The following is a 22201-nucleotide window of genomic DNA, read 5'->3' as shown; positions in this document are numbered from 1 at the left end:
TCGGCGGTGTCAGATCGACTGCAGGCCCTGCCGCAGCACGTCGAGGCCGCGGTCGAGGACCGCGAGATCGACGGTCAGCGGAGGCAGCAGCTTCACCACCTCGTCCTGGCGACCGCACAGTTCGACGATCAGCCCCCGATCGAAGGCGTACCGCTGCAGGCGCTCGGCGCGCTGCGGGCCGCCGGCCGCGCCGAGGTCGATGCCGAGCGCCATGCCGCTCCCGCGCGTCACCAGTCCCTGTGCCAGAGAGTCCAGTTCGCCGCGGAACCGGTCGAGCCGCCCGATGGCGGCGGCGAGGTGGGTGTGAAAGCCCTCCTGCCGCCACAGCGCGCAGGCCGCGGTGGCGGCGACGAAGGCCAGCTGGTTGCCACGGAAGGTCCCGGTGTGCTCACCCGGCTCCCAGACGTCCAACTCCCGCTTGAACAGCACCATGGACAGCGGAAGCCCGTACCCGCTGAGCGACTTGGAGAGGGTCACCACGTCCGGGATGATCCCGGCGTGCTCGAAGCAGAAGAACCGGCCGGAGCGGCCGCAGCCTGCCTGGATCTCGTCGAGGATCAGCAGGATCCCGTGCCGCTCGGTGAGTTCGCGCAGGGCGCGCAGCCACCCGGCGCTCGCCGGGTAGACGCCGCCCTCCAGCTGCGTGGGCTCCACGATCACCGCGGCGGGCAGGTCGACGCCCGAGGAGGGGTCGGCGAGCAGCCGCTCCAGGTATCCGATCGAGTCGAACGGGCCCTGCGGGCCGTCCTCGTAGGGGACGAACGTGACGTCCTGCCCGGCGACGCCGCCCGCCCGTCGGGCCCGGCGGCTACCGGTCACCGCGAGCGAACCGCGCGACATGCCGTGGTACGCCCCGGTGAAGGCGACCAGGCCGGAACGGCCGGTCTGCTTGCGGACGAGCTTGAGCGCGGCCTCCACCGCGTCGGTACCGGTCGGACCGGTGAACTGCGCCTTGTAGTCCAGCCCGCGGGGCCGCAGCACGGTGTCGGCGAAGGCGTCCAGGAACTCCCGCTTGGCCACGGTGTACATGTCCAGGCCGTGCGCGATGCCGTCGGCGGCCAGGTACTCGGTCACCCGGGCCTTGATGAAGTCGTTGTTGTGCCCGTAGTTGAGCGTCCCCGCGCCGCAGAAGAAGTCGATGAACGTCCGGCCGTCCTCGGCGAACAGTTCGGCGCCCTTGGCCCGCTCGAAGACTGCCGGGAACTTGCGGCAGTAGATCCGGACCTCCGACTCCAGTTCCTCGAAGACCTTGAACTCAGGCTCCGGCAGCGGGTCCTGGCCAGTGGTCTCGGTGTCCTCGGCGATGTCCATCAGGTCCTCTCGGCAGCAATCGAGCTCGCGGTGGCCGCCCATGGCGGCGCCCGCGGGTGGAGGGCGGGTCGCCATGCCCGAGGGGACGGACATGGGCAGAAGCAGCGTGCCGCCGGATCGCGGCACGGCACCAGGGAACGAATGGCAGTCGCGGGGCCGCCCCGCTGCGTGTTTGTCCCGGTCGGGTGCCCGGGTCCGGTCAGCGGGTCAGATCAGCCCGGTTCGCACGGCGTGCGCGACCGCGTGGGCCCGGTTCCGGACCTGGAGCTGTCCCATCAACTCGTAGATCACGTTCTTGACGGTGTGCTTGGAGCAGCGGAGCGTCCTGGCGATGGCCTCGTTGCCGCGGCCGTCCGCCATCAGCCGCAGCACCTCAAGTTGACGGTGGGTCAATTGCGGTGTGCCCGGGCGCCGTCCGGGACTGGTCGGCTCCGACGCCCCGTTGAGCAGACGGGCCAGCACCAGGTGGGACAGTCGGCCCTCGTCGCGGTGGGCCGAGTGGACGGCGGCAGCCAGTCGCTCCGGCGTCGCCTCGGCGGACAGCACCATGGCCCGTGCGCCCGCTCGCAGCGCCTGGCGGGCACCGTGGCGGGACAGCACGTCGGCCACCACCACCAGCCGCCGCTCGTCGGCGCCAGGGAAGGCGGGCCCGCAGGCTTCGATCGCGCCCTCCACGGTGTCACCCACGGCCACCAGCACGTCCCGCGAGGACGGATTCGGCGTGAGGGCCAGCCGGAGCCCGGCATCCAGCAGCTTGGCCTCCACCGCGGCGCGCGCCGTGGCGTCGCTCGACCGCACCCGCACCTGCGGCCCGGCGGCGCGGAGGGCGCCCGGGGCCGGGGCCGTGTCGGGGGCCACCATCGTCGCGATCACAGCAGCCCCGCCCGCAGTGCGAAGGCCACCGCGTGGGCGCGGTTGCGGAGCTGGAACCGATGGGTGACGTCGTGCACCACGCTGGTCACGGTGCGGGGCGAGTAGCACAGCTCGTGTGCGATCTCCACGGTCTCCCGGCCGTCGGCGACCAGCCGCAGGACCGCCTGCTCCCGCTCCGACAGCGACGCCCCGGCGCGCTCCGCCACCCCCGCGCCCGCCCTGAGGGCGTCGGCCCCGTGGCCGTGCTCAAGGAGCCCGTCCAGCAGGTCCGGCGGCAGCGTGCAGTCGCCGACGGCGGCCGCCACCACCGTCGACGCCAGGCGCTCGGCGGTGGCCTCGGAACGGCGCAGCAGCCCGCGGGCGCCCGCCGCTAATGCCTGCACCGCGTCGCCGCCCGCCAGTTCTGTGGCGACCAGCACGATCTCCCGGCGCTGGTCCGCCTCCCGCGCGGCCCGCACCGCGTCGATCACCCGCGAGGTCACCCGGTCCACCATCATGACCGCGACCTGCGCCGGTTCCCCGGGCAGTACCACCGCGATGTCGCCGTGGTACTGGAGGCAGCTCCGCGTACCCGCCTCCAGCACGGGGTCCTGCGCGACAATGCTGACTTTCACCGGTTCGCCCATCGACTTCTCCTGGAGGTTGACCCCTACCCGACAGGGAGAGCATCGATCTGCGGGCCGCCGGGCGTCATCGGGATACGCCACCCAGGTTTCCTTACCTGTCTCCAACCCGCCGCCGCCCGAGATCGCCGCCCGCCACGGGCCGAACCGCCGCCCGTTCCCCGTCTCCCGCAGCCGCCCTCCGCGCCGCCCCGCCACCCGCTGCCGCAGGGCTTTGACGTCCACCGGCGGACCCGGCCGGCACCGGAGCAGGAATATCGGGGGCAATGCCCCCATGTACAGCACGGCCGCCGCCGAGTACTACGGGAGGGGCGGAACCGACAGGGAAGCCTCGGTCCACTTCGGAGCCGAGTTGACCTAACCTGACCGAATATCGGGTGGGAGTGTGTGAGCGTGCGACTGTCGGACCGATTACCGACCGGGAGTGATCCGGGCAGGGGGAGCCATGAGTGAGAGATTTCAGCAGATCCGGTTGGACGACCGCACCCTGATCTGGGTCGGTGTCAGCGAGTTGCCCCCCTCGCCGGGGGCGGCCGGCGGCGGGGCGGCGGAGGAGTGGGAGGAGGTCGGCGCCTGGGATGCCGTCGTGGCCAGGGTCGAGGGGCTGGACGACGTGGTGACCGGCGTGGCCCGGTGGGTGCGGGACGCGGCGGCGCGGGCGGCCCCCGACGAGTGGCAGGTTACCTTCGGTGTCACCGTGGCCGCTCGTCCCGGCAAGGCCGTCGCCCTGCTCGCGGATGGCAGCCTCGGCGCCAACCTGTCGGTCACCCTCACCTGGAAGCGCGAATCCCAGCCGTCGGTGGCCAGTGAGTGAGTGGCCCGCGTCCGATGAGCTGATCCTGCTGGCCAAGGCGGCCACCGTGGGCATCGGCGATCCGCCCGGGGCCCCGGAGCCGCGGCTGTGGGGGAGCGGCGTGCTGGTCGCCCCCGGGTGGGTGCTGACCTGCGCGCACCTGTTCGTCTCGGCCAACGGCGATCGGCGCGGTACGGCCGAGGGCGATTCTGTCGGCGTCCACCTCGGCGGACGCCTGCTGCGGTCCCGACTCGCCTACCTCGTCGAGGAGTTCCGAGACGGTCGGGGGCCTGACCTGGCCCTGGTGGCCCTGGCCGAGCGACCGGCGGTGCAGTCGGTCGCCTGGCTCGGCGAGCGGGAACCGCTGCTGTGCGAGAACGCCCACCTCTACGGCTACCAGCCGTCCGAGTCGGACGAGGGCTTCAAGGCGGTTGACTCCAGCTGCCGGATCACTGGGCAGGACGGCCGCTACCTCCAGGTGGCGGCCGTGAGCCGGCTGCGCAAGGGGTACTCGGGCGGCCCGCTGGTGGACGAGGACCGCGGCGAGGTGGTCGGCCTGGTCCGTGCCCGGGACGGCGAGGACCTCGGCCTGGTCGTGCCGGTTGGCGCGATCCATGAGCTCGCCGCGCGCCACCACCGGCCCGGTGCCCCGGACCTGGGAGCGCAGCCGGGACGGGAGCTGCTGCGGCTGCACGACGTCTGGCACGTCCGCCACCAGGACCGACCGGGGCGGACCTCGGCCAGCTGGACCGACGTCCGGCGCGAGCTGCCGCGTCAGCGCGGCAGCTGGACGCCGCTGGACCGGCTGGCGGAGCTCGACTGGCTGTCCCGGCTGCCCGCGCCCGCTCGGCCCGGCGTGGTCGGGCAGCTGATGCCGAATGTGTCCGCCAGGCCCGTCGGCGACTGGCCGGTCCCGCTGCTGACCTGGCGGGACGGATACGTCCGGCTCGGTGACAGCGAGGCCCACCACCTCCAGTTCCTGCTCGCGGTAGCGGCAGAGCTGTCGCGCGGGCCCGATCCGGCGGTGCGCGAGACGGTGACCGGACTGGCCGGCTGGATCTCGGCCCGTCGGCGCGAGGTCGCCCTCGCCGACCGGCAGGGGCTCGAACACGCCCACCGCCGCCCGGAGTCCGTGCTGCTGGAGTTCGCGCCGCTGGTCGGCTACGGACAGCAGCGGCGCGGGTACCGGTGGAGCATCAGTCACGGGTTCGGCGAGGGTGAGTGGCGGCCGACCCTGCAGGGCGGGGACGACACGGGAACAGGCCACGGGGACCGGCTCAGCTTGCTGGAGGCCGTCGGGGAGGTCCGTGACCAGTTGCGCGACGTCCTCCTCGATGCCGACGGATCGCAGCTGGACGGCCGGGAGTACCGCGCACGGGTCGAGATCGCCGCGCCGATGGAGGAGTTGCTCGCACCGGCGCACACCTGGCGCGCCGGACAGGGGCGGCTGGGGGCCGAGCGCGAGGTGGTGCTGCGCAACCGCCCGCACGCCGGCGTGCCCCCGGGTGAACGGGTGCGCCAGTGGCAGCGGCTCGCCACCGCGCGCCGTCTGACGCCCCGGACAGTGGACACCGCCGCGGACCTGGAGCGGCTCGGTGAAGGCGAGGTACCGCTGATCTGCCGTCACGACTCGTCCGATGAGCCCGAAGTGACCCGGCGGCTGACCCGATCGCTGCTGGAGGCCGGTCATGTCGTGGCGCTCTGGCGCGAGCCGGACCGCGAGCCGGAGCCCGAGCCGGAGCCCGAGCGGGCGCACGGGGCGACGGCCTCGGGCGCCGAGAACGCGGCGCAGTCGGCCGGCCACGCCGGGTGTCACCGCGGTGACAGCCGGGTAGAAACATGGATGGCCGACCTGAAAGCCAGTGAACTTCCCAAAGGATTGCGGGAGTTGCGACGAGCCGCCTATGGTGGGGATGTGATCCGGGGTGGCGATCTCATTTTGCTGTTCGATGATCCAGCCAATCCCCTGCCCGAGCCGTAGTCGTCAGAGCGCCACATCAGACCGTACGAGTCGAGCGCATCCGAAGGGCAGCTGACGGGCAATGGGGCTGAGGAGCGCGACATGAGCGAGTGGTTGATCTACCGCGGTACCGGCGCGCCCCACGACGCCATCGCCGACCTCCCCGCCCCGCCGCCCTGGCGCGCCTTCGACGGCGGACCTGTCGTACCGTCGCCGGGCCCGGTGGACGACGTCACCGAGCGCCGCCTCGGATTGGCCGGTGACCGGGCCGGAAACCGGGCGCGCAACCACCGGCCCGGCGCCCGCGAGCGGGAGTTGGTCAATGCGGCGCTCTACCTGCGTCGGCCCCTGCTGGTGACTGGCGACCCGGGCAGCGGCAAGAGCACCCTGGCCCACTCCGTCGCCTACGAGCTGGGCCTGGGCCGCGTGCTGCGCTGGCCCATCGTCAGCCGCACCCAGCTGCGCGACGGCCTCTACCAGTACGACGCCATCGGGCGCCTGCAGGACCTGCAGTTCGAGCGCGCGGCGAGCGAGCCACCCCCCTACGCGGGGGAGCCCGGCGGCGGGATCGGCCGGTACGTCCGGCTGGGCCCGCTGGGCACCGCGCTGCTACCGCAGGAGCGTCCGCGCGTCCTCCTGATCGACGAGCTCGACAAGAGCGACATCGACCTGCCGAACGACCTCCTCAACGTCCTTGAGGAGGGCGAGTTCACCATCCCCGAGCTGGAGCGGATCGCCGATCGGGTGCCCGAGGTCCCGGTGCGCTGCGACGACGGGAGCACGGTAGTGATCCGCGAGGGGCGGGTGCGCTGCCGGGCGTTCCCGTTCATCGTGCTGACGAGCAACGGCGAAAGGGAGTTCCCGGTGCCCCTGCTGCGGCGCTGCCTTCACCTCTACCTGGAGCCGCCGGACAAGGAGCGCCTGGCCGGCATGGTCCGGGCCCACTTCGGGGACGACGCGGCCCGGGCGAACGACTCGCTCATCGACACCTTCCTTGACCGTGCCCCTGGTGACCGGCGCGCCGTGGACCAGCTGCTGAACGCCATCCAGCTGACCCGGCAGGCCGACTGGGCGCAGGAGGACGACACCCGGCGCCGACTGACCGCGGAACTCCTGCGGCCGCTCGACCGGACCAGGTGACACCGTGCCGGGGGAGGCGGGCGGATCCGGACGGAGAGCGCTGGTCGACCTCGTGGGCGTGCTGCGGGGCCACGGGGTGGAGCTGGACGCCGAGGAGCTCTCCGACGCGCTCTGGCTGAGCCAGTGGCTCCCGGGCGAGCCCGCCGGACCGGCAGGAGCCGGAGGGACGGCGGATCCCGCCGCGCTCGACGGCCACCCAGGCGACGACGACCGCGACCTGCTCGACCTGGTGCCACGTGACAGCCCGTCGCCGCACTGGTCCAGGCCCGCCGACCGGAGCCTGGCCCGGCCCGGTCGGCTGGCCTCCTTCGGTGAGGTCGACGTTCCCTCAGGGGCCGCGCTGCCGGACCCGCTGACCCTGCAGCGCGCGCTGCGTCCGTTCCAGCGCTACCGCCCCCGGGTGCGGTCGGCGCGGACGGAGCTCGACGAGCAGGCGACCGCCGACAACTGCGCGCGGACCGGTCTCGTTCTCCCGGTCCTGCACGAACTTCCCCGCAGGGAAGCCGAGTTGCAGCTGCTCATGGACGCCTCCACCGCCATGGCCGTCTGGGAGCCGCTGCTCCAGGGACTGCGGGAGGCATTCGAACGAGTGGGTGCCTTCCGGAAGGTGACGATCCACTATCTGACCAGCGAAGCCCTCGGGCCCGACTCCCAGGGGCGCTGGGTCGGTGCGTCCCGCCACCGCCTGGGGCCCGCCCGCCGGGCCGACGAGCTGTACGACCCGACGGGGCGGCTGATCAGCCTGGTGCTGAGCGACGGCACCGGCCCGCTGTGGCGGGACGGCTCGCTGCAGCGCCTGCTCCACCGGTGGAGCAGGCACACACCGGTCGCCCTGGTCCAGCCGCTGCCTCAGCGCCTCTGGGGGCGGACCGAGCTGCGGCCGCAGGCCGGTCGGCTGTGCCGTCGGCCCGGCGACTACCAGGCCCCCGCGTTCCTGCCGGAACGCCCCGGCAGTCGGCCGTCGGGCCCCGCGGACCGGCTGGCGCTCCCCGTCCTGAGCCCCGAGCCCGCCGCGCTGAGCGCCTGGGCCCAGCTGACCAGCAGCGCCGCCGGACTGTCGTTGCAGTGCGCGGCGCTCTGGCTGCCCCAGGACGGCAGGCCCGACCACCCCGGTCCCGATGCCGGGCCGACGGGAGCGGGCGGGTCCGCCGACTGGGCGCCCTCGTCGGCGGACGACCTGCTGCGCCGCTTCGAGCGCCAGGCATCACCCGCCGCCAGGCGGCTGGCGATGTACCTGTCGGCCGCTGCCCTCACGCTGCCAGTGATCCTTCTGGTCCAGCGGGCGATGCTCCCGGACAGCGGCACGGCCGAGCTCGCTGAGGTGCTGATCAGCGATCTGCTGCTGCCCCAGGCCGCCCCGCAGGCCGCCCGGCCGCCCGGCCCGCCGGACCAGCTGTGGTTCGACTTCGCCTCCGGTGTCCGGGACCTGCTGCTGGACCGGCTCACCACCGGCGAGGCGGCGCTCGTGCTCAAGCACTGTTCGCTCTACATCGAGCGGAACTTCGGCCGCGGCGCCCGCAACCTGCCAGCGGTCGCGGTTTCCTCGCTGGCCGACACCGGACGGGAACCGGTGACCGGCTCCGGCGCCGTCCCGGAGCCGTTCGCCCGCGTCTCCGAGCAGGTGCTGCGGCGCTTCGAACCCGCCCTCGCGCTGCACGACCCGGCCAGAGGCGGAGAACTGCTGCTCGAACGGTACCGGCGGGACGGCTCCGCCGGCCATCTGCTGCAGGCCCTGCAACTGCTGCGCGCGGCCGGGCCGTCCGCCGGCGAGGCACTGGCCCGCGGCCTGGACGCGGCCTGGCGGGTCTGGCGCGATCCGGCGTTCCTGGACGAGGGCGTGCGGACCGCGCGGGAGGCCCTGTCGGTCTGGTCCGCCGGGTCGGACTCCGACTGGCCGACGCGCCGGCTCGACCTCTCCGTGCTGCTCGCCGGGCTGCTCGCGGAGCGAGCCGGGCTCTGCCACGAGGGCGGCGCCCTGCCCGGCGCCCTGCCCGGCGTGCTGGCCGACCTGCTGCCGGCCGAGGACCTGTGGCGGGCCTGCCTGGAGCACGCGCCGCTCCCGTCACCGCAGCTCGCCGCCGCCGCGGTCGGCCACGCCTCGGCGCTGCGGCTGCACTACCGCGCGGAGCAGTGGCAGGCCGACCGTGCGGGCCTGGCCCCGGGAGCCGACACCGAACGGCCGGAACGGCTGCGCCTGCTGGTGGAGGCCGAGGAGGCCCTGCGGACGCTGGTGACCCGGTGGCCGCCCGAGCGCCTCCCGGCCGAACTCCAGCTGACCCTCGGCCTGGTGTTGTCCGACCGGGCGCGGGAGCTGGCCGAGGAGTGGGAGGCCACCGGCGCGCAGGAGTGCGTGCTGCGGGCGGTGGACGCGCTGGAGTCGGCCGTCGCGCTGCTCGACGCGGAGGAAGCCGCGGAGCCGGACCACGCCCGGGCCCTGCTGGCGCTCTCGGACGCGCTGATGCTGCGGACGCGCCTGCTGCCGACCGACGACTGGGCCCTGGGCCGGGCCGAGGAGACTCTGCAGCGGCTGCTGCGCCTCGACGGCCTCGACGGACTCGACGGCGGTGGGTACGCCCGGCGGGACGGCGAGACCCCGCAGTGGCGCCCCGAGGCCCTGCGCAGGCTGGCCCAGGTGGATCTGCTGCTCTGGGCCCGGGAGACAGACCCCGCGCGGCTGGTGCACGCCGACTCCTGCCTGACCCAGGCGCTCGCGCTGCTGCCCGTGGACAAGCCGGAGCGCGTCGAAGTCCTCGCCGCCAGGGGCGAGGTGCTGCTCGCCCGGGTGGCCGCGGCCGAGGAGAACCCGCCCGGTGCGGGGGGCACCTCGGCGTCGGTCGTGGACGAGGCGGTCATGAGCCTGCGCGAGGCCGTCGCGGAGACTCTGGACGACGCTCCCGAACTCGCCGAACGGCAGCTGCTGTTCTCCCGCACCCTGCGGGCCCGGTACCGGGCCAGGCACCGCCGCGCCGATCTCTACGAGGCCCAGTGGGCGCTGGAGTCGGCGGCGCGGTGCAGCGCCGACCCCGCGCTGCTGTCCCAGATCCACCTTGAGCTCGCCGACATCGATGTCGAGCTGGGCTCGGTCACCGGCACCGCCCGGCTCCTGGAGCTGGCCTCGACGCGCTACCTGCGGGCGGCGTCGAACGCCTTGCGCGCGGGCCTGCCACTGGTCGCGGCCCGGGCCAACCACCGCCGCGGCCAGGTGCTGGAGCGCGTCGCGGGCCGGGAGCAGGCGCTGGCAGCCTACCGCCGGGCCGGCGCTTTGTGGCAGGAGGCGGGGGCCACCGCGGACCCGGAGGCCGTGGCGACCAGGCAGCGGCTGGCGGTGCTCGGCCCGCAAGCCGGGGCCAACCCGGAGGGCTGATGCCAACCAGGTTTCCCCGCACCGGAGTTCGGGAATAGGCAAGCAGCGCAGTCCGAGTTCGGCGTGCTCACGGCACAGCGGGGGAGAGGGGGGCGCGTGCCCAGTCAGTCCGGCCGTCCCGTCATCGCGCTGGGTGACATCGGTACCGTACGGAGGCAGTCCGCGCGCCCACGCGAGCCGCTGCCGGACCTGTCCGGCGTCGATCTCGCGGCCCTGGCTGGGGCCGGGCGCCCGCCCGCGCTGGCAGCGGTGGCGGCGGACCTGCTCTCCTGGTGGCCCGCCCCCGAGGAGGCCGTCGCCGAGTACGGCGACAGCATGGCGCTTCGCCGGCTCCGTACGGGCGGCCCGGGCGAGACGGTCGACTAGTGCGCGAGCCCGAGCACCTGCGGGTCCTGGGGCCTGACGGCTGCCCGGCACCGTGGCCGCTGCTCCAGCTGGACGTGCCAGGGCTGCGCCGCGCCGGAAGGGCGCCGACGCCGTTCCGGCAGTTCGTACTGAAGACCAGCAGCCGGTGCAACCTCGCCTGCGACTACTGCTACCTCTACGAAGGCCCCGACCAGACCTGGCGGAGCAGACCCGTGCAGCTCCCCTCGCGCACCGCCCTGCACACCGCCGCCCGGATCGGCGAGCACGTGCGGACCCACCGGCTCGGCGCGATCAGGGTCGACCTGCACGGTGGCGAACCGCTGCTGCTCGGGCCCGGCCCGCTGATCGGGCTCGCGCAGGCGGTGCGGGAGGCGCTGCCGCCCTGGTGCACGGCCCAGGTGTCCGTGCAGACCAATGGCACCCTGCTGACCGAGCGGGTGCTGGACAGGCTGGCCGGAGCCGGTATCGGGGTCGGGCTCAGCCTGGACGGCGGCACCGCGGCACTGAACCGGCACCGGACCGACCACGCCGGCCGGTCGTCCTGGCCCGCCGTGCTGCGCGCGGCCCGGCTGCTGGCGGGCCGGCCCGGAAGTTACGCGGGCATCCTCACCACCATCGACGTCGAGAGCGATCCGGTCGAGGTCTACCGCTCGCTCGCCGCACTCGCCCCACCCGTCCTCGACCTGCTGCTGCCGCACGCCAACTGGTCGGCGCCGCCGAGCGGTCCGGCGGGTCGGCACGGCGACTGGCTGATCCGGGTCTTCGACCAGTGGTGGGCCGACCCCGGGCCCGGCCCGCCGATCCGGCTCTTCCACGAGATCATCGGACTGCTGCTCGGCCGGCCCGGCACCAACGAGGCCGTCGGCCTGTCACCGGTGGCCGCCGTCGTCGTGGACACCAACGGGGCCATCGAGCAGGTGGACGCCATCCGCTCGGCCTACCACGGGGCGGGCGGGACCGGGCTCGACGTGTTCCACCACCCTTTCGACGCGGCCCTCGACCACCCCGGTGTGGTCGCCCGCCAACTCGGTCGGGACGCACTGGCGCGGGAGTGCCTGGAGTGTCCCCTCGTCACCGTCTGCGGCGGCGGGAACTACGTCCACCGGTTCCGCCACGGAGAGGGGTTCCGTAATCCGTCCGTCTACTGCACTGACCTCGAACCGCTCATCCGCCACATCGCGGGCGCCCTGTCCGAGGTGGCCGGGCAGCCAGCCGGATTCCGAACTGATGTGCCAGACTCGCCTGTGGCGCAGTGTTTCTGAGTATCCGACAGATCCACTAATCTGGAGCCGGGAGGCCACTCCGGGGCCTGGCCGCCGACAGGCATCCCAGGCCTCCCAGGTCGGCTGGACGCAGACGAGAGAGAGCCACCGTGATCGACGAGTTCCGGAGCAGCGGTCCCGGCCGACACATCACGATCAGTTACGCCGGGTTCAACCGGCCCTGGGCCGCGTGGATCGCGCACCAACTCGCCCGGATCGGTCACCGCGCCTCGCTGCTGCGCTGGGACCCGGGCGCGGAGGCCCCGCTGGCCGAGGCGCTCTCCGACCTGCTCAAGGCCCCCGGCAAGCTCCTGCTCGTACTCGACGACTGGTACTTCCGGCTCGGCCCGCGCACCAACGAGGAGTGGAACGCGGCGCTGCGCGAGATCGTCCACCTGCACCGGGACCGCTTCGCCGCCGTGAGCGTCGCGAACGCCGCGCTGCCCACGGCCGTCGCCGCGCTGGTCCCGGCCGACCTGCGCAACCTCGACCAGGTGGAGGCGCACCGCCTGCTGCTGCAGTGCCTTGAGTTGCCGCCGACCGCGCTCCCGGCGCCGCGCGAAGGCGCGCCCAGGTTCCCGCTCGACCCGCCCGAGGTCTACCACATCCCGCGCCGCACCCAGAGTTTCACCGGGCGGGACGCCATCCTGGAGGACCTGTTCGAGGAACTCACCGTGAGCGGTCCGACCGGCACCCGGCTCGCCCTGCACGGACCGGCGGGTGTCGGCAAGACGGCCATCGCCATGGAGTACGCCCACCGCTTCGGCAACCACTACGAGTTGGTCCACTGGGTCGACGCCCGCCGCCGGGCCACCGCACGCGACGGCCTCGCCGAGCTCGCCGCCATGCTGCGGCTCTCCGCCGGACACGAGGTCGGCGGGCAGATCCGCGCCACCCACGAGGCGCTGCGCCGGGGTGTTCCGTACCGCCCGTGGCTGCTGGTCTTCGACGGCGCCGACAGCCCGGAGTCGGTGGCGGACCTCCTCCCCGAGGGCCCCGGGCACGTGCTGGTCACCACCCTCGACCGGCCCTGGGCGGCCATGAGCGGGTTCCCGGAGATCGCAGTCAAGCCGTTCAACCGCGACGAGAGCGTCGCGTACGCGCGCCGCCGCGCGCCCCGGCTGACCCCGGCAGAGGCGGACCTGCTCGCCGAGGCCGTCCAAGACCTGCCGCTGATGCTGGCGCAGACCGCGTCCTGGCTGCACACCAACACGATGCCGGTGGCCGTCTACGTCGCCCAGATCACCGGCGGCCAGCTGGACCAGGTCGGCTTCGGGATCGACGAGGACTACCCCCGCGGCTTCAAGACGGCCTGGTCGATAACGTTGAACACGCTCCGGGAGCAGTACCCGGCGGCGGCCGAACTGCTCAACCTGATGGCCCAGTTCGCACCCGACCGGATCCCCGTGCGACTGGTCGAGCGGGCGCCCCGCGGCAGCCTTCCGGAGCACATGGCCCGGCTCGCGGCCGACCCGATCGCCTGGCACGGCGCGCTGGCCCGGATCTCGGACGCGACGGTCGTGCGGCTCGACTACCGGAGCACCGGCAACCCCGCCGACGCCACCGTGTCCAGCGTCCGGATGCACCGGCTCTACCACAGCTTTCTCCGAACCGAGCTCTCCATCGAGGAACGACGCGCCATGACAGCCACCGCTTGCCAAGTACTGGTCGGGGCCGACCCTCGTCGGCCGGGTGACGCGAGCGAGTGGCCGACCTACGCCGAGCTGTTCCCGCAACTGGAGCCGGCTGGAGCGTTCGACAGCGACGACCCGGCGGTGCGCGAGCTGGTCCTCAACTGCATCGAATACCTCAAACTGCGCGGTGAGTACACCACCGGCCGCGAGCTGGCCGAGACGGTGTACGCCCGATGGCGCGACCAACTGCCCGCCGAGGACCGGGACCTGCTGAAGGTCCAGTACCAACAGGCCAATCTGGAACGCCGGTCCGGCCGCTACCACCAGGCGGCGCTGATCGGCCGCCGACTGGTCGCCGAACTGGCCGACCGCCCGCCCGGCGACACCGACCTGCTGTTGGCCCAGAACGGGCTCGGCGGCACCCTGATGGCGCTCGCCGAGCTGGAGGAGGCGCACGACCTCTACGAGTCCGTCTGGCAGCAGTACAGCGCGGTCCTCGGCCCGGAGGACCCGGCCACCCTGCAGGCCCGTGGCAACTTCGGGCTCGCGCTGGGACTCCTCGGCCGCTACCAGGAGGCGCTGGCCATGCACGGCGAGGTCCTCGCGGTGCGGGAGCGGCTGCTGCGTCGCGGTCACCACCAGACCCTGGAGGCCGGGCTCCAATACGCCCGGCTGCTGCGCCTGCTCGGACGCTACCCGGAGGCCCAGTCCCGGCAGGAGCTGAATGCCCGTCAGCACCGCCAGATCCTCGGCCCGGGCAATCCCGCCACCCTGGCCGCCGAGCACAACCTTGCCCAGTGCCTGCGCCGCAGTGGGGACCTGGCGAGCGGCGCCCAGCTGATGCGGTCCGTGGTGACCTCGTCGGTCCAGTTGCACGGCCCCGGCAGTCCGGACACGCTACTGGTGCAGGCGGACTGGGCGACCTTCCTGCGCCAGAGCGGCGAACTCACCGCCGCCGCGGAGCTCTCCCAGACCGTGACGAACCTGTACCACGAGCTCGTCGGCCCCGCGCACCCCTACACGATTGGCACCCGTGGCAACCTGGCCCTGCTCCACCAGCTCTACGGCGAGCGGCAGACGGCGCTGCGGATCGCCGCCGAGGCATGGGAGGCCATGGCCTCCGCCGTCGGCGCGGACCACCCCTGGACGCTCGGCTGCGAACTCAACCTGTCCGCCGCACGACAGCTCTCCGGCGACGACGAGGGCGCACTGGAGCTCAGCCGGGACACGCTGGCCCGGGCCAGCGCCGTGCTCGGCCTGGAGCACCCCCTGACGTTCTCCTGCCAGGCCGCACTCGCCATGGACCTGCGCCTGGTGCGCGAGGCCGAGGAGGCGGCCCGGGTCGAGAGCGACGTGCTCTCCCGCCTCTCCCGCTTCCTGGGCCCCGAGCACCCTCACACCGTCGCGGTCCGCCGCCGGGACCGGCCCTACTGGGACTTCGAACCGCAGCCGATCTGACCAGCCAGTGCACGGCGAAGGGCCTGCCGCACAGCTCGGTGACGCCGGGCCTGCGGATGTCGATGAGACATTCGGACTGGTCAAGCGGCATGTTGGTACTCCTGCGGGATGCCGCCGAGCCGATCTCTCCGTCGGATCGGTCACCGCCACCGCGGTGGCGGCGCGGGCGGAGTGGATGGCGGCGTCACCCGACTCACCCGTGGTTCGCTTCACCCCGGACGGCGGCGAGCCGGCCTGTGTGTTCGACGTCAAGGTGGTCTTCCGGCAGACGCACGACCTCGTCGACCTCACCGGCGTGCCGAAGCTGTTCCGCCCGTGGACCGGGCTGCCGCTGTCGGCCACCGGGGCCCGCGTCAAGGCCGCCGCCGACGCGACGGTCGCCGACGGCACCGCCGCGCTCGACGCGGCGTGCGAGGCGTTGGTGCGTCGGGATGGGCCACCCCGCCCGGCAGCACGAGCGCGTCGAAGTCCCTGGGTGAGACCTTGTCGACCAGTTCGTCGACCTCGAAGGTGTCACCGCGGTCGAGGTGATTGAAGGCCTGGATCCGTCCGACTGCCGTGGCGAGCAGCCGGGGCGTGCCGCCTGCCTCCGGCACCGCCTGCCAGGGCCCGGTCAGCTCGGCCTGCTCGACCCCTTCGGGGGCGACGAGGAATGCGACTGTACGAGTCGATGGTGTCGGCCGCCCAGGCCCGGTGGCGTGGCATGGGCAGTGTCCCTCGCCGACCGTGTCCCGGACGCCCGTCCTGGACCTGGCCCGGACGGGGGCGTTGGCCTCAGCGGCGAAGGGTGCGCAGGCCGGTGCGGATTTCGCGGACCAGGATCTCGGGCTGTTCCAGGGCTGCGAAGTGGCCGCCCTTATCGGCCTTGCTGTAGTGGATCAGGTTGCTGTAGGTGTCCTCGATCCAGCTTCGGGGCAGGAGCGGGATGTCCTTCGGGAAGACGGTCACCGCGACCGGGAGTGCCAGCTCCGGGCCGGCGAAGCTGCCTGGCTTGTTCTCCCAGTAGATGCGGCCGGACGAGGCCGCGCTGTTGGTGAACCAGTAGAGGGATATCGCGTCGAGCATGTCGTCCATGCTCAGGGCGTCCTCAGCGAGCCCGTGGTTGTCGGTCTTGGACTGGAACTTCTCGTAGATCCAGGCCGCTTGGCCGACGGGGGAGTCCGCGAGGGCGAATCCGACGGTCTCCGGCTTCGCGCCCTGGAGGTGGTTCGAGCCGCCGAGTTCGCCGGTGTAGAGGGCGAGGGTCTCCATGGCGTGGCGTTGTTCGGCCGACAGGGTGTCGGGTATCCGGGCGGGGAAGGCGAGTGGGGTGTTGAGGTGGATTCCGACGAGCCCCTCGGGTTGCACGGCCCCGAGGGCGGTGGTGACGGCCCCACCCCAGTCCCCGCCTTGTGCGGCCCATCGGGTGTAGCCGAGACGCTTCATCAGCTCTACCCACGCGCTTGCGATGCGCGGTACGGTCCATCCGGTCTCCGTGGGCTTCTGGGAGAACCCGAACCCGGGGAGTGAGGGGATCACGACGTCGAAGGAGTCGGCGGCGTCGCCCCCGAACGACGCCGGATCGGTCAGCGGGCCGATCAGCTTCAGGAAGTCGATGTTCGAACCCGGCCATCCGTGCGTGAGGATCAACGGCATCGCGTGGGGGTTCCTGGACCTGACGTGGATGAAGTGGATGTCCAGCCCGTAGATCTCGGTCAGGAACTGCGGGAAGCGGTTGAGGTCGGACTCCAGGCGGCGCCAGTCGTAGCGGTGCTCCCAGTAATCCACCAGGGCTCTGGCGCTGCCCACGCGGACCCCTTGCGACCAGTCGCTCACGGTCTCCGGATGCGGCCACCGGGTTCCGGCCAGTCGCCTCCTCAGGTCGTCGATCTCCGAATCCGGGATCGAGACGGTGAACGGGCGGATGGGAGTGGCGCTCATCGGTGCCAGTGCGGTCATTGCCCTCTCCTGTTCTCCTGGGCTTCGAGGTGTGGCGCGACCCTCTGTTGCACACTGCTGTGCAATCTACTTGACTGCACAGTGCTGTGCAACAATGCGGTCATGCCCACCGAGTCCTCCCGTGCGCGCTCGACGAACGAGACGCGCGACCGCATCCTCGACGTCGCCCTCGACGTACTGGCTGAGAACCCCGATGCCGCGATGGGTGACATCGCTGCCGCCGCGGGCGTCGTCAGGCGCACGGTCTACGGGCACTTCCCCACACGCCTCGACCTGGTTCGGACACTCACCCAACGGGCCGTCGCCGAGATGGCAACCGTGCTCGCCGAAGTCAGCGCCGCCCAGGCGCGGGCGGACGCGACGTGGGTCGAATTCGTCACCCGCATCTGGCCGGTGACGCACCGGTACCGCGTGCTGCTGGCGCTGCGCCGGGGCGAGTTCGGCGAGACGATCCACGGCCTGCTCGGTCCGGTCGACGAGCTCCTCGCCGACCTCGTGAAACGGGGCCAGGCCGACGGCGTGTTCGCACGGCACCTGTCGGCGGGGAAACTGAGCCAGCTTGCCTACGGCGTCGTGTTCGCCATCGCGGACCGCGAACCGTCGAACGGGACCCCCGGCGCCCGGGCGGCGGCGGTCACCACTCTGCTGATGCTGGGAGTTCCCGAGACCCGCGCAGTCGCTCTCGCGGGCGACCTGGCCTGAGCTGCGACTGCCGCACCGGTCGGGCGGAACCGGGCAGCGCGGGACGTGTCCGGATCGTGGTGGCCGGTCAGGGGCCGGTCGTGCAGCGCCGCGCCACCTGGCAGGCGTCCTCCCTCGTCGCAGTCGTAGGTCCGGGGCGGTGGCTTCGTGTCAGGCGGCTGCGCGTTCGCTGAGGGGGCGGCGGCGCAGGGCTGCGTTCTGGATGGCGGGGGGCTGGTAGTCCTGGTCGAGGCTGCCGATGTTGGTGCCGGGCGGGACGATCTCGTCGATGCGGTCCAGGATGTCGTCGCCGAGGCGGACGCCGGTGCCGTCGAGGAGGTCTTCGAGCTGGGCCATGGTGCGGGCGCCGACCAGGGCGGTGGTGACTGCGGGGTGGGCGACGGTGAAGGCCATGGCGAGATGGGTCAGCGGCATCCCGGCTTCCGCGGCGAGGGGGATGAGTTGTTCGACGACATCGATGCGGCGCTCGTCGTTGAGGTGCTTGAACAGACCCGCGCGGCTCAGGTCGTTGCCCTGGTTCCTGCGGACGCGGCCGGTGAGCATGCCCTGGCCGAGAGGTCCCCAGACCATGACGCCCATGGTGTGGCGCTGGGCCACGGGCAGGACCTCGCGCTCGATGCCGCGGCTCAGGATGGAGTACGGCGGCTGTTCGGTGTGGAAGCGCGCGAGGTTGCGTCGCTCGGCGACCCACTGCGCCTCGACGATGTCGGAGGCGGGGGTGTTGGAGGAGCCGATGGCGCGGACCTTGCCGCTGCGGATCAGGTCGGTGAGCGCGGCCAGGGTCTCCTCGATGTCGGTGGTGGGGTCCAGGCGGTGGATCTGGTAGACGTCGATGTAGTCGGTCTGCAGACGGCGCAGCGAGTTCTCGACGGCGGTGGTGATCCAGCGCCGGGAGGTGCCCTGATGGTTGGGGGCCTCTCCCATGGGCCTGCCGAACTTGGTTGCCAGGACGACGTCGTCGCGACGTCCTTTCAGGGCCCGGCCGACCACTTCCTCCGAGTCGCCGTAGGCGTCGGCGGTGTCGATGAGGTTGATGCCGGCGTGCAACGCCTTGTGGATGACGCGCGCGGACTCCGCGGGTTCGTTGCCCATGCGGGTGGCGTACATCAGGCTGCCCAGCGCGTAGCGGCTGACCTCGATGCCGGTGCGGCCCAGCGTGCGGTACTCCACGGGTTCCTCCTGGGGTGTGTGACGAGTGGATCCGTGGGATGTTCTACGATCCGACTAAACGGAAACTCGTTCCACAACCATACGGAAAGACTTTCCGGTTAGGCAAGTGGAGGTTCCATGACCGAGAAGTCGCCAGCGCCCCGTCGCCTGCGCGCGGACGCGCAGCGCAACCTGGACGCCCTGATCGAGGCCGCGAAGGAGGTCTTCGACACGACCGGGGTCGACGCCCCCGCCAAGGAGATCACCGACCTGGCCGGAGTCGGCGTCGGCACCCTCTACCGTCACTTCCCGCTGCGCTCGGACCTGGTCAAGGCAGTCGTGGAGAGCGGAATCGACGCAGTCGCCGCAGCGGGGCCCGAACTCAGCGCCAACCACCGGCCCGACGAGGCGCTCGCCGAGTGGCTGCGCCGGTACACCCGACTCCTGGGCACCAAACGAGGGCTGGCTCCCGCCCTTCACTCCGGCGACCCCGCGTACCAGGGCCTGTCCGGCTACTTCATGGACAAGGCCTGCCCGGCTCTGGCGGCGCTGCTGGAAGCCGCCGTGGCAGACGGAGTGGTACGCGCCGACGTCAGCGCCCGTGACCTCCTCTATGCCGTCGCCAACCTCTGCATGCCGGTGCCGGGACAGGAACCCGACTACAACCAGCGCATGGTCGCCCTGCTCATCGACGGACTGCGCACCCCGCACCCCGGCTCTCTGTCGTCCGGCGGACGGGGGCACTGACCCGAGCCGGGCGGCATCGCTCCGCCCCGCTCAGGTTAAGCACCCTGAACCCTCTTGGCTGCTCACACTCCGTAGCGACCCTCGCATCAGGAGCCGTCCGGCCGATCATGCGACTGGCTGCTCAACAGCTGGGTGGCCGTGCGGACCAGCGCGGCCAGGGCGGGGGAGCGGCTGTGGGCGGGCCAGGCGATGTGGGTGACGACGGGAGGTGCGTCCGTGAGCGGGACGGCGGCGTGCTCGGTCCACAGCCAGGCGCGGGCGGAGCCGGGGAAGACGGCCACGGTGCGTCCGAGGGCGATCAATTGGGCCAGCTGGGTCTGGTCGCGGATCTCGGGGCCGGGGCCCGGCTGGTAGACGCCGTGGCTCGGCCAGCGGGCCAGCGGCAGGTCCGGGACGTCGTGGATGTCCGACAGGCGGAGGGACTCGTGTGCGGCGAGGGGGTGACCGGCGGGGAGGATGGCGACCTGCCCCTCGGTCTGCAGTTCCTCACTGTCGAACCCGGCGAGGGAGTTGAACGGCGCATGCATCAGCGCCGCATCGGCGCGGCCGTCGCGCAGCAACTCCTCCTGCTCGCAGAGGCCGCACGGAAGCACCTCCACCTCGGCGGCCTCCGGCTGCGCCGCGTGGGCGTCGAGGAGTCGCCGCAGCAGTTCGTGGGACCCGGCGGCCTTCACCGCCAGCACCAAGCGGCCGCGGCGCCCGTCCGTCGCACCGTCGGCCCCACCAGCGCGACGGGTCCGGCGGGCGGCGGCGCTGGTGGCGTCCAGAGCGACGCGGCCCTCGTGCAGCAGCACCTCTCCGGCACCGGTCAGGGTGACTCCACGGCGGTTGCGCTCCAACAGGGAGACGCCGAGATGCCGCTCCAACTGCTGGATCGCCCGGGACAGCGGCGGCTGGGACATGCCGAGGCGTTCGGCTGCGCGGCCGAAGTGCAGTTCCTCGGCGACGGCGACGAAGTAGCGCAGCTCGCGGGTCTCCAGGGCGTCCATCTCGTCACTCTACCCCCGTGATACCCACCGGGTATGACAGGGCACCGAATCGGTGTTGGCCGGACCGCCTGTCCACGCGTGAGGATCGAGACATGAACACGTACTCCTCGTCATCCCTCCCCGGCGGCACCTGGAACCTGGGCGACCTGCCCGTCGCCCGTGTCGGCTACGGCGCCATGCAGCTCACCGGCCCCGGAGTCATGGGTCCACCCGCCGACCGCGACGGCGCGATCGCCGTTCTGCGCGAGGCGGTCGACCTCGGCGTCACCCACATCGACACCGCCGGCGCCTACGGGCCGCGCGTCACCAACCAGCTGATCCGCGAAGCGCTGCATCCCTACGCCGTATCCCTGCACGTCGTGACCAAGGTCGGCGCGGTCCGCGACCAGCAGGGCGGTTGGCCCCCCGCCCGCCGTCCCGAGGAACTGCGCCGCGCCGTCCACGAGAACCTCGACGATCTGGGCCTCGACTCGCTCGACGTGGTCAACCTCCGGCTCGGCAATGCCCTGGGCCCGCAGCCCGGCTCCCTCACCGAACCCTTCGGGGCCCTGGTCGAACTCCAGCAGCAGGGCCTGATCCGGCACCTGGGCGTGAGCAACGCGACGGCGGAGCAGGTCGCGGAGGCACAGGCCATCGCGCCGATCGTGTGTGTGCAGAACATGTACAACCTCGCCTACCGCCAGGACGACGAGCTGATCGACGACCTCGCCGCCAAGGGCATCGCCTACGTGCCGTTCTTCCCGCTCGGCGGCTTCACGCCACTGCAGTCCACGGCTCTCTCCGCAGTCGCCTCCCGCCTGGGAACGACCCCGATGTCGGTCGCCTTGGCGTGGTTGCTTCGACGGTCGCCGAACATCCTGCTCATCCCCGGCACCGCATCGGCGGCACACCTGCGCGAGAACGTCGCAGGCGCCGGGCTGCCCCTCGCCGAGGCGGACCTCATCGAGCTGGACACGATCGGCCGCTAGCGGGGCGAGGTAGGGCAGCCGCGGCGGCATGGTGACCATCGTGCCGCCTGCTCTTGACGATCTCCAGCCGCCGATCAGAAGCCGGATGTCGTGTGGCTCGTTATGAGACAGGGATGCCTCCTGACCTGGATGGATGCGGCATCTGACACCCACACCCCTAGTCGAGTCTATCTTTCGGGCGTCGCGAGTACGACGCCCTGGTCCGCGACCTGCCCGCCGTTCCGGGGGCGGGTCCGGACACGCCGCTGGTCGCGGTCTCGCGTTGCGGGGTCAGCGACAACGTCCCCCTGGCCGCCCATTGGGGACCCGAGGACCTCCTCGCCGCCTGGCAGAACTGACCGATCGATTTCTCGGAAATAGGCGGCGGGAAGTATCCTCAGTGCGCTCGAAGCGTATTTTCGTGCTCTTGTGGGGGCTGACGTCAAGGTGAGAGCGTATCTATACGCGCGCTTGCCAGGAGAAAGAACGGCAATACCAGGGCTGCTGGGCGGTGTCGAGAGACGATTTGAGATGACTCAATGGCTGTCTGATTCACCCGGTGTGGTGTGCTGAGGCTCGTCGGAGGTCGAGGGCCCTTGAAAATGTGCATAGAGCGAGATGCGATGGTTGGGATGTCGGGTGCACGCGCTGACCTTGGCTCTCCGGGGGCCAGTCAGGGACCAAGTGCTGTGAGCGCTGGTGCACGAAACGCCCGGTAATGCACGTAGCGAACGTGCATTAGCGCATATTTGGTGCGGGAATAGACCTCCATTCCCTAACTGGGGGTCAGGGGGTCGCAGGTTCAAATCCTGTCGTCCCGACAGTGAACGCGAGCCCTCTGGCTTGGACATAAGTCCAGGTCAGAGTGCCTTTCGCTGCCCGCGCGCCGACGGGCCCCACCTCCGGCCGGGCCCGTCCGCCACCCTGCCAGGGACCAGCCAGGGA

General features: G+C 72.2%; 17 protein-coding genes and 1 pseudogene. 11 read left to right on the top strand and 7 right to left on the bottom strand.

Annotated elements, in window-relative coordinates:
* Positions 1–9 precede the first annotated feature (9 nt).
* The 3 genes from ectB to GXP74_RS29565 form a co-directional block, all read right to left on the bottom strand.
* On the bottom strand, positions 10–1311 hold the full coding sequence (gene ectB, locus GXP74_RS29575; protein ID WP_182456721.1) for a diaminobutyrate--2-oxoglutarate transaminase: 1302 nt from the start codon (positions 1309–1311) through the stop codon (positions 10–12).
* A gap of 207 nt (positions 1312–1518) precedes the next feature.
* Positions 1519–2172 carry a response regulator transcription factor gene (locus GXP74_RS29570; protein WP_182454287.1) on the bottom strand — a complete coding sequence of 218 codons (654 nt, stop codon included), beginning with the start codon at positions 2170–2172 and terminating at the stop codon, positions 1519–1521.
* Between the two features lie 8 nt (positions 2173–2180).
* On the bottom strand, positions 2181–2810 hold the full coding sequence (locus GXP74_RS29565) for a LuxR C-terminal-related transcriptional regulator (protein ID WP_182454286.1): 630 nt from the start codon (positions 2808–2810) through the stop codon (positions 2181–2183).
* A gap of 442 nt (positions 2811–3252) precedes the next feature.
* On the opposite strand from GXP74_RS29565, the gene GXP74_RS29560 reads away from it, so the two are divergent.
* The 8 genes from GXP74_RS29560 (at position 3253) to GXP74_RS42335 (ending at position 15319) form a co-directional block, all read left to right on the top strand.
* Complete coding sequence (locus tag GXP74_RS29560) at positions 3253–3621, top strand: CU044_2847 family protein (RefSeq protein WP_182454285.1); 369 nt, start codon at positions 3253–3255, stop codon at positions 3619–3621.
* A complete protein-coding gene (locus GXP74_RS29555) occupies positions 3614–5581 on the top strand; it encodes a trypsin-like peptidase domain-containing protein (RefSeq protein WP_182454284.1) in 1968 nt (655 codons plus the stop codon). Before GXP74_RS29560 ends, GXP74_RS29555 begins: the two co-directional genes overlap by 8 nt.
* An 81-nt stretch (positions 5582–5662) precedes the next feature.
* Complete coding sequence (locus GXP74_RS29550; protein WP_182454283.1) at positions 5663–6700, top strand: MoxR family ATPase; 1038 nt, start codon at positions 5663–5665, stop codon at positions 6698–6700.
* Positions 6701–6704: 4 nt separating this feature from the next.
* On the top strand, positions 6705–10064 hold the full coding sequence (locus tag GXP74_RS29545) for an SAV_2336 N-terminal domain-related protein (protein ID WP_182454282.1): 3360 nt from the start codon (positions 6705–6707) through the stop codon (positions 10062–10064).
* A gap of 96 nt (positions 10065–10160) precedes the next feature.
* Positions 10161–10430, top strand: a complete 270-nt coding sequence (locus GXP74_RS29540) for a hypothetical protein (RefSeq protein ID WP_182454281.1) — start codon at positions 10161–10163, stop codon at positions 10428–10430.
* Between the two features lie 74 nt (positions 10431–10504).
* Complete coding sequence (locus GXP74_RS29535) at positions 10505–11692, top strand: FxsB family cyclophane-forming radical SAM/SPASM peptide maturase (protein ID WP_370468570.1); 1188 nt, start codon at positions 10505–10507, stop codon at positions 11690–11692.
* A gap of 110 nt (positions 11693–11802) precedes the next feature.
* The gene (fxsT, locus tag GXP74_RS29530) at positions 11803–14784 is read left to right on the top strand and encodes an FxSxx-COOH system tetratricopeptide repeat protein (RefSeq protein ID WP_225448290.1); all 2982 of its coding nucleotides are present in this window, start codon (positions 11803–11805) and stop codon (positions 14782–14784) included.
* Between the two features lie 7 nt (positions 14785–14791).
* Entirely contained in the window at positions 14792–15319 is a 528-nt protein-coding gene (locus tag GXP74_RS42335) for a hypothetical protein (protein WP_370468474.1), read from the top strand.
* On the opposite strand, the pseudogene GXP74_RS41115 reads toward GXP74_RS42335, so the two are convergent.
* Both GXP74_RS41115 and GXP74_RS29520 read right to left on the bottom strand, forming a co-directional pair.
* Positions 15207–15443 (bottom strand): annotated as a pseudogene (locus GXP74_RS41115) (DJ-1/PfpI family protein); the annotation flags it as partial. The gene GXP74_RS42335 and the pseudogene GXP74_RS41115 sit on opposite strands and share 113 nt — an antisense overlap.
* A 115-nt stretch (positions 15444–15558) precedes the next feature.
* Positions 15559–16722, bottom strand: a complete 1164-nt coding sequence (locus GXP74_RS29520; protein WP_182454280.1) for an epoxide hydrolase family protein — start codon at positions 16720–16722, stop codon at positions 15559–15561.
* Positions 16723–16824: 102 nt separating this feature from the next.
* Here GXP74_RS29520 and GXP74_RS29515 point away from each other — a divergent pair, with 102 nt between their 5' ends.
* The gene (locus tag GXP74_RS29515; RefSeq protein ID WP_182454279.1) at positions 16825–17424 is read left to right on the top strand and encodes a TetR/AcrR family transcriptional regulator; all 600 of its coding nucleotides are present in this window, start codon (positions 16825–16827) and stop codon (positions 17422–17424) included.
* Between the two features lie 150 nt (positions 17425–17574).
* On the opposite strand, the gene GXP74_RS29510 is transcribed toward GXP74_RS29515, so the two are convergent.
* Positions 17575–18594 (bottom strand): aldo/keto reductase, encoded by a 1020-nt coding sequence (locus GXP74_RS29510; RefSeq protein ID WP_182454278.1) that lies wholly within the window; start codon positions 18592–18594, stop codon positions 17575–17577.
* A 117-nt stretch (positions 18595–18711) separates the two neighbouring features.
* Between GXP74_RS29510 and GXP74_RS29505 the strand changes: the two genes are divergently transcribed.
* Positions 18712–19320 (top strand): TetR/AcrR family transcriptional regulator, encoded by a 609-nt coding sequence (locus tag GXP74_RS29505; protein WP_182454277.1) that lies wholly within the window; start codon positions 18712–18714, stop codon positions 19318–19320.
* Positions 19321–19406: 86 nt separating this feature from the next.
* Here GXP74_RS29505 and GXP74_RS29500 read toward each other — a convergent pair whose 3' ends face one another.
* Entirely contained in the window at positions 19407–20309 is a 903-nt protein-coding gene (locus GXP74_RS29500) for a LysR family transcriptional regulator (RefSeq protein ID WP_182454276.1), read from the bottom strand.
* A gap of 92 nt (positions 20310–20401) precedes the next feature.
* Between GXP74_RS29500 and GXP74_RS29495 the strand changes: the two genes are divergently transcribed.
* Complete coding sequence (locus GXP74_RS29495) at positions 20402–21277, top strand: oxidoreductase (protein WP_182454275.1); 876 nt, start codon at positions 20402–20404, stop codon at positions 21275–21277.
* The last annotated feature ends 924 nt before the right edge of the window (positions 21278–22201 follow it).

The sequence above is a fragment of the Streptacidiphilus sp. P02-A3a genome, from assembly GCF_014084105.1.
In the GTDB taxonomy this organism is placed as follows: domain Bacteria; phylum Actinomycetota; class Actinomycetes; order Streptomycetales; family Streptomycetaceae; genus Streptacidiphilus.
Note: the sequence above shows the minus strand (reverse complement) of the source record. Positions and strands in the feature narration are given on the sequence as shown.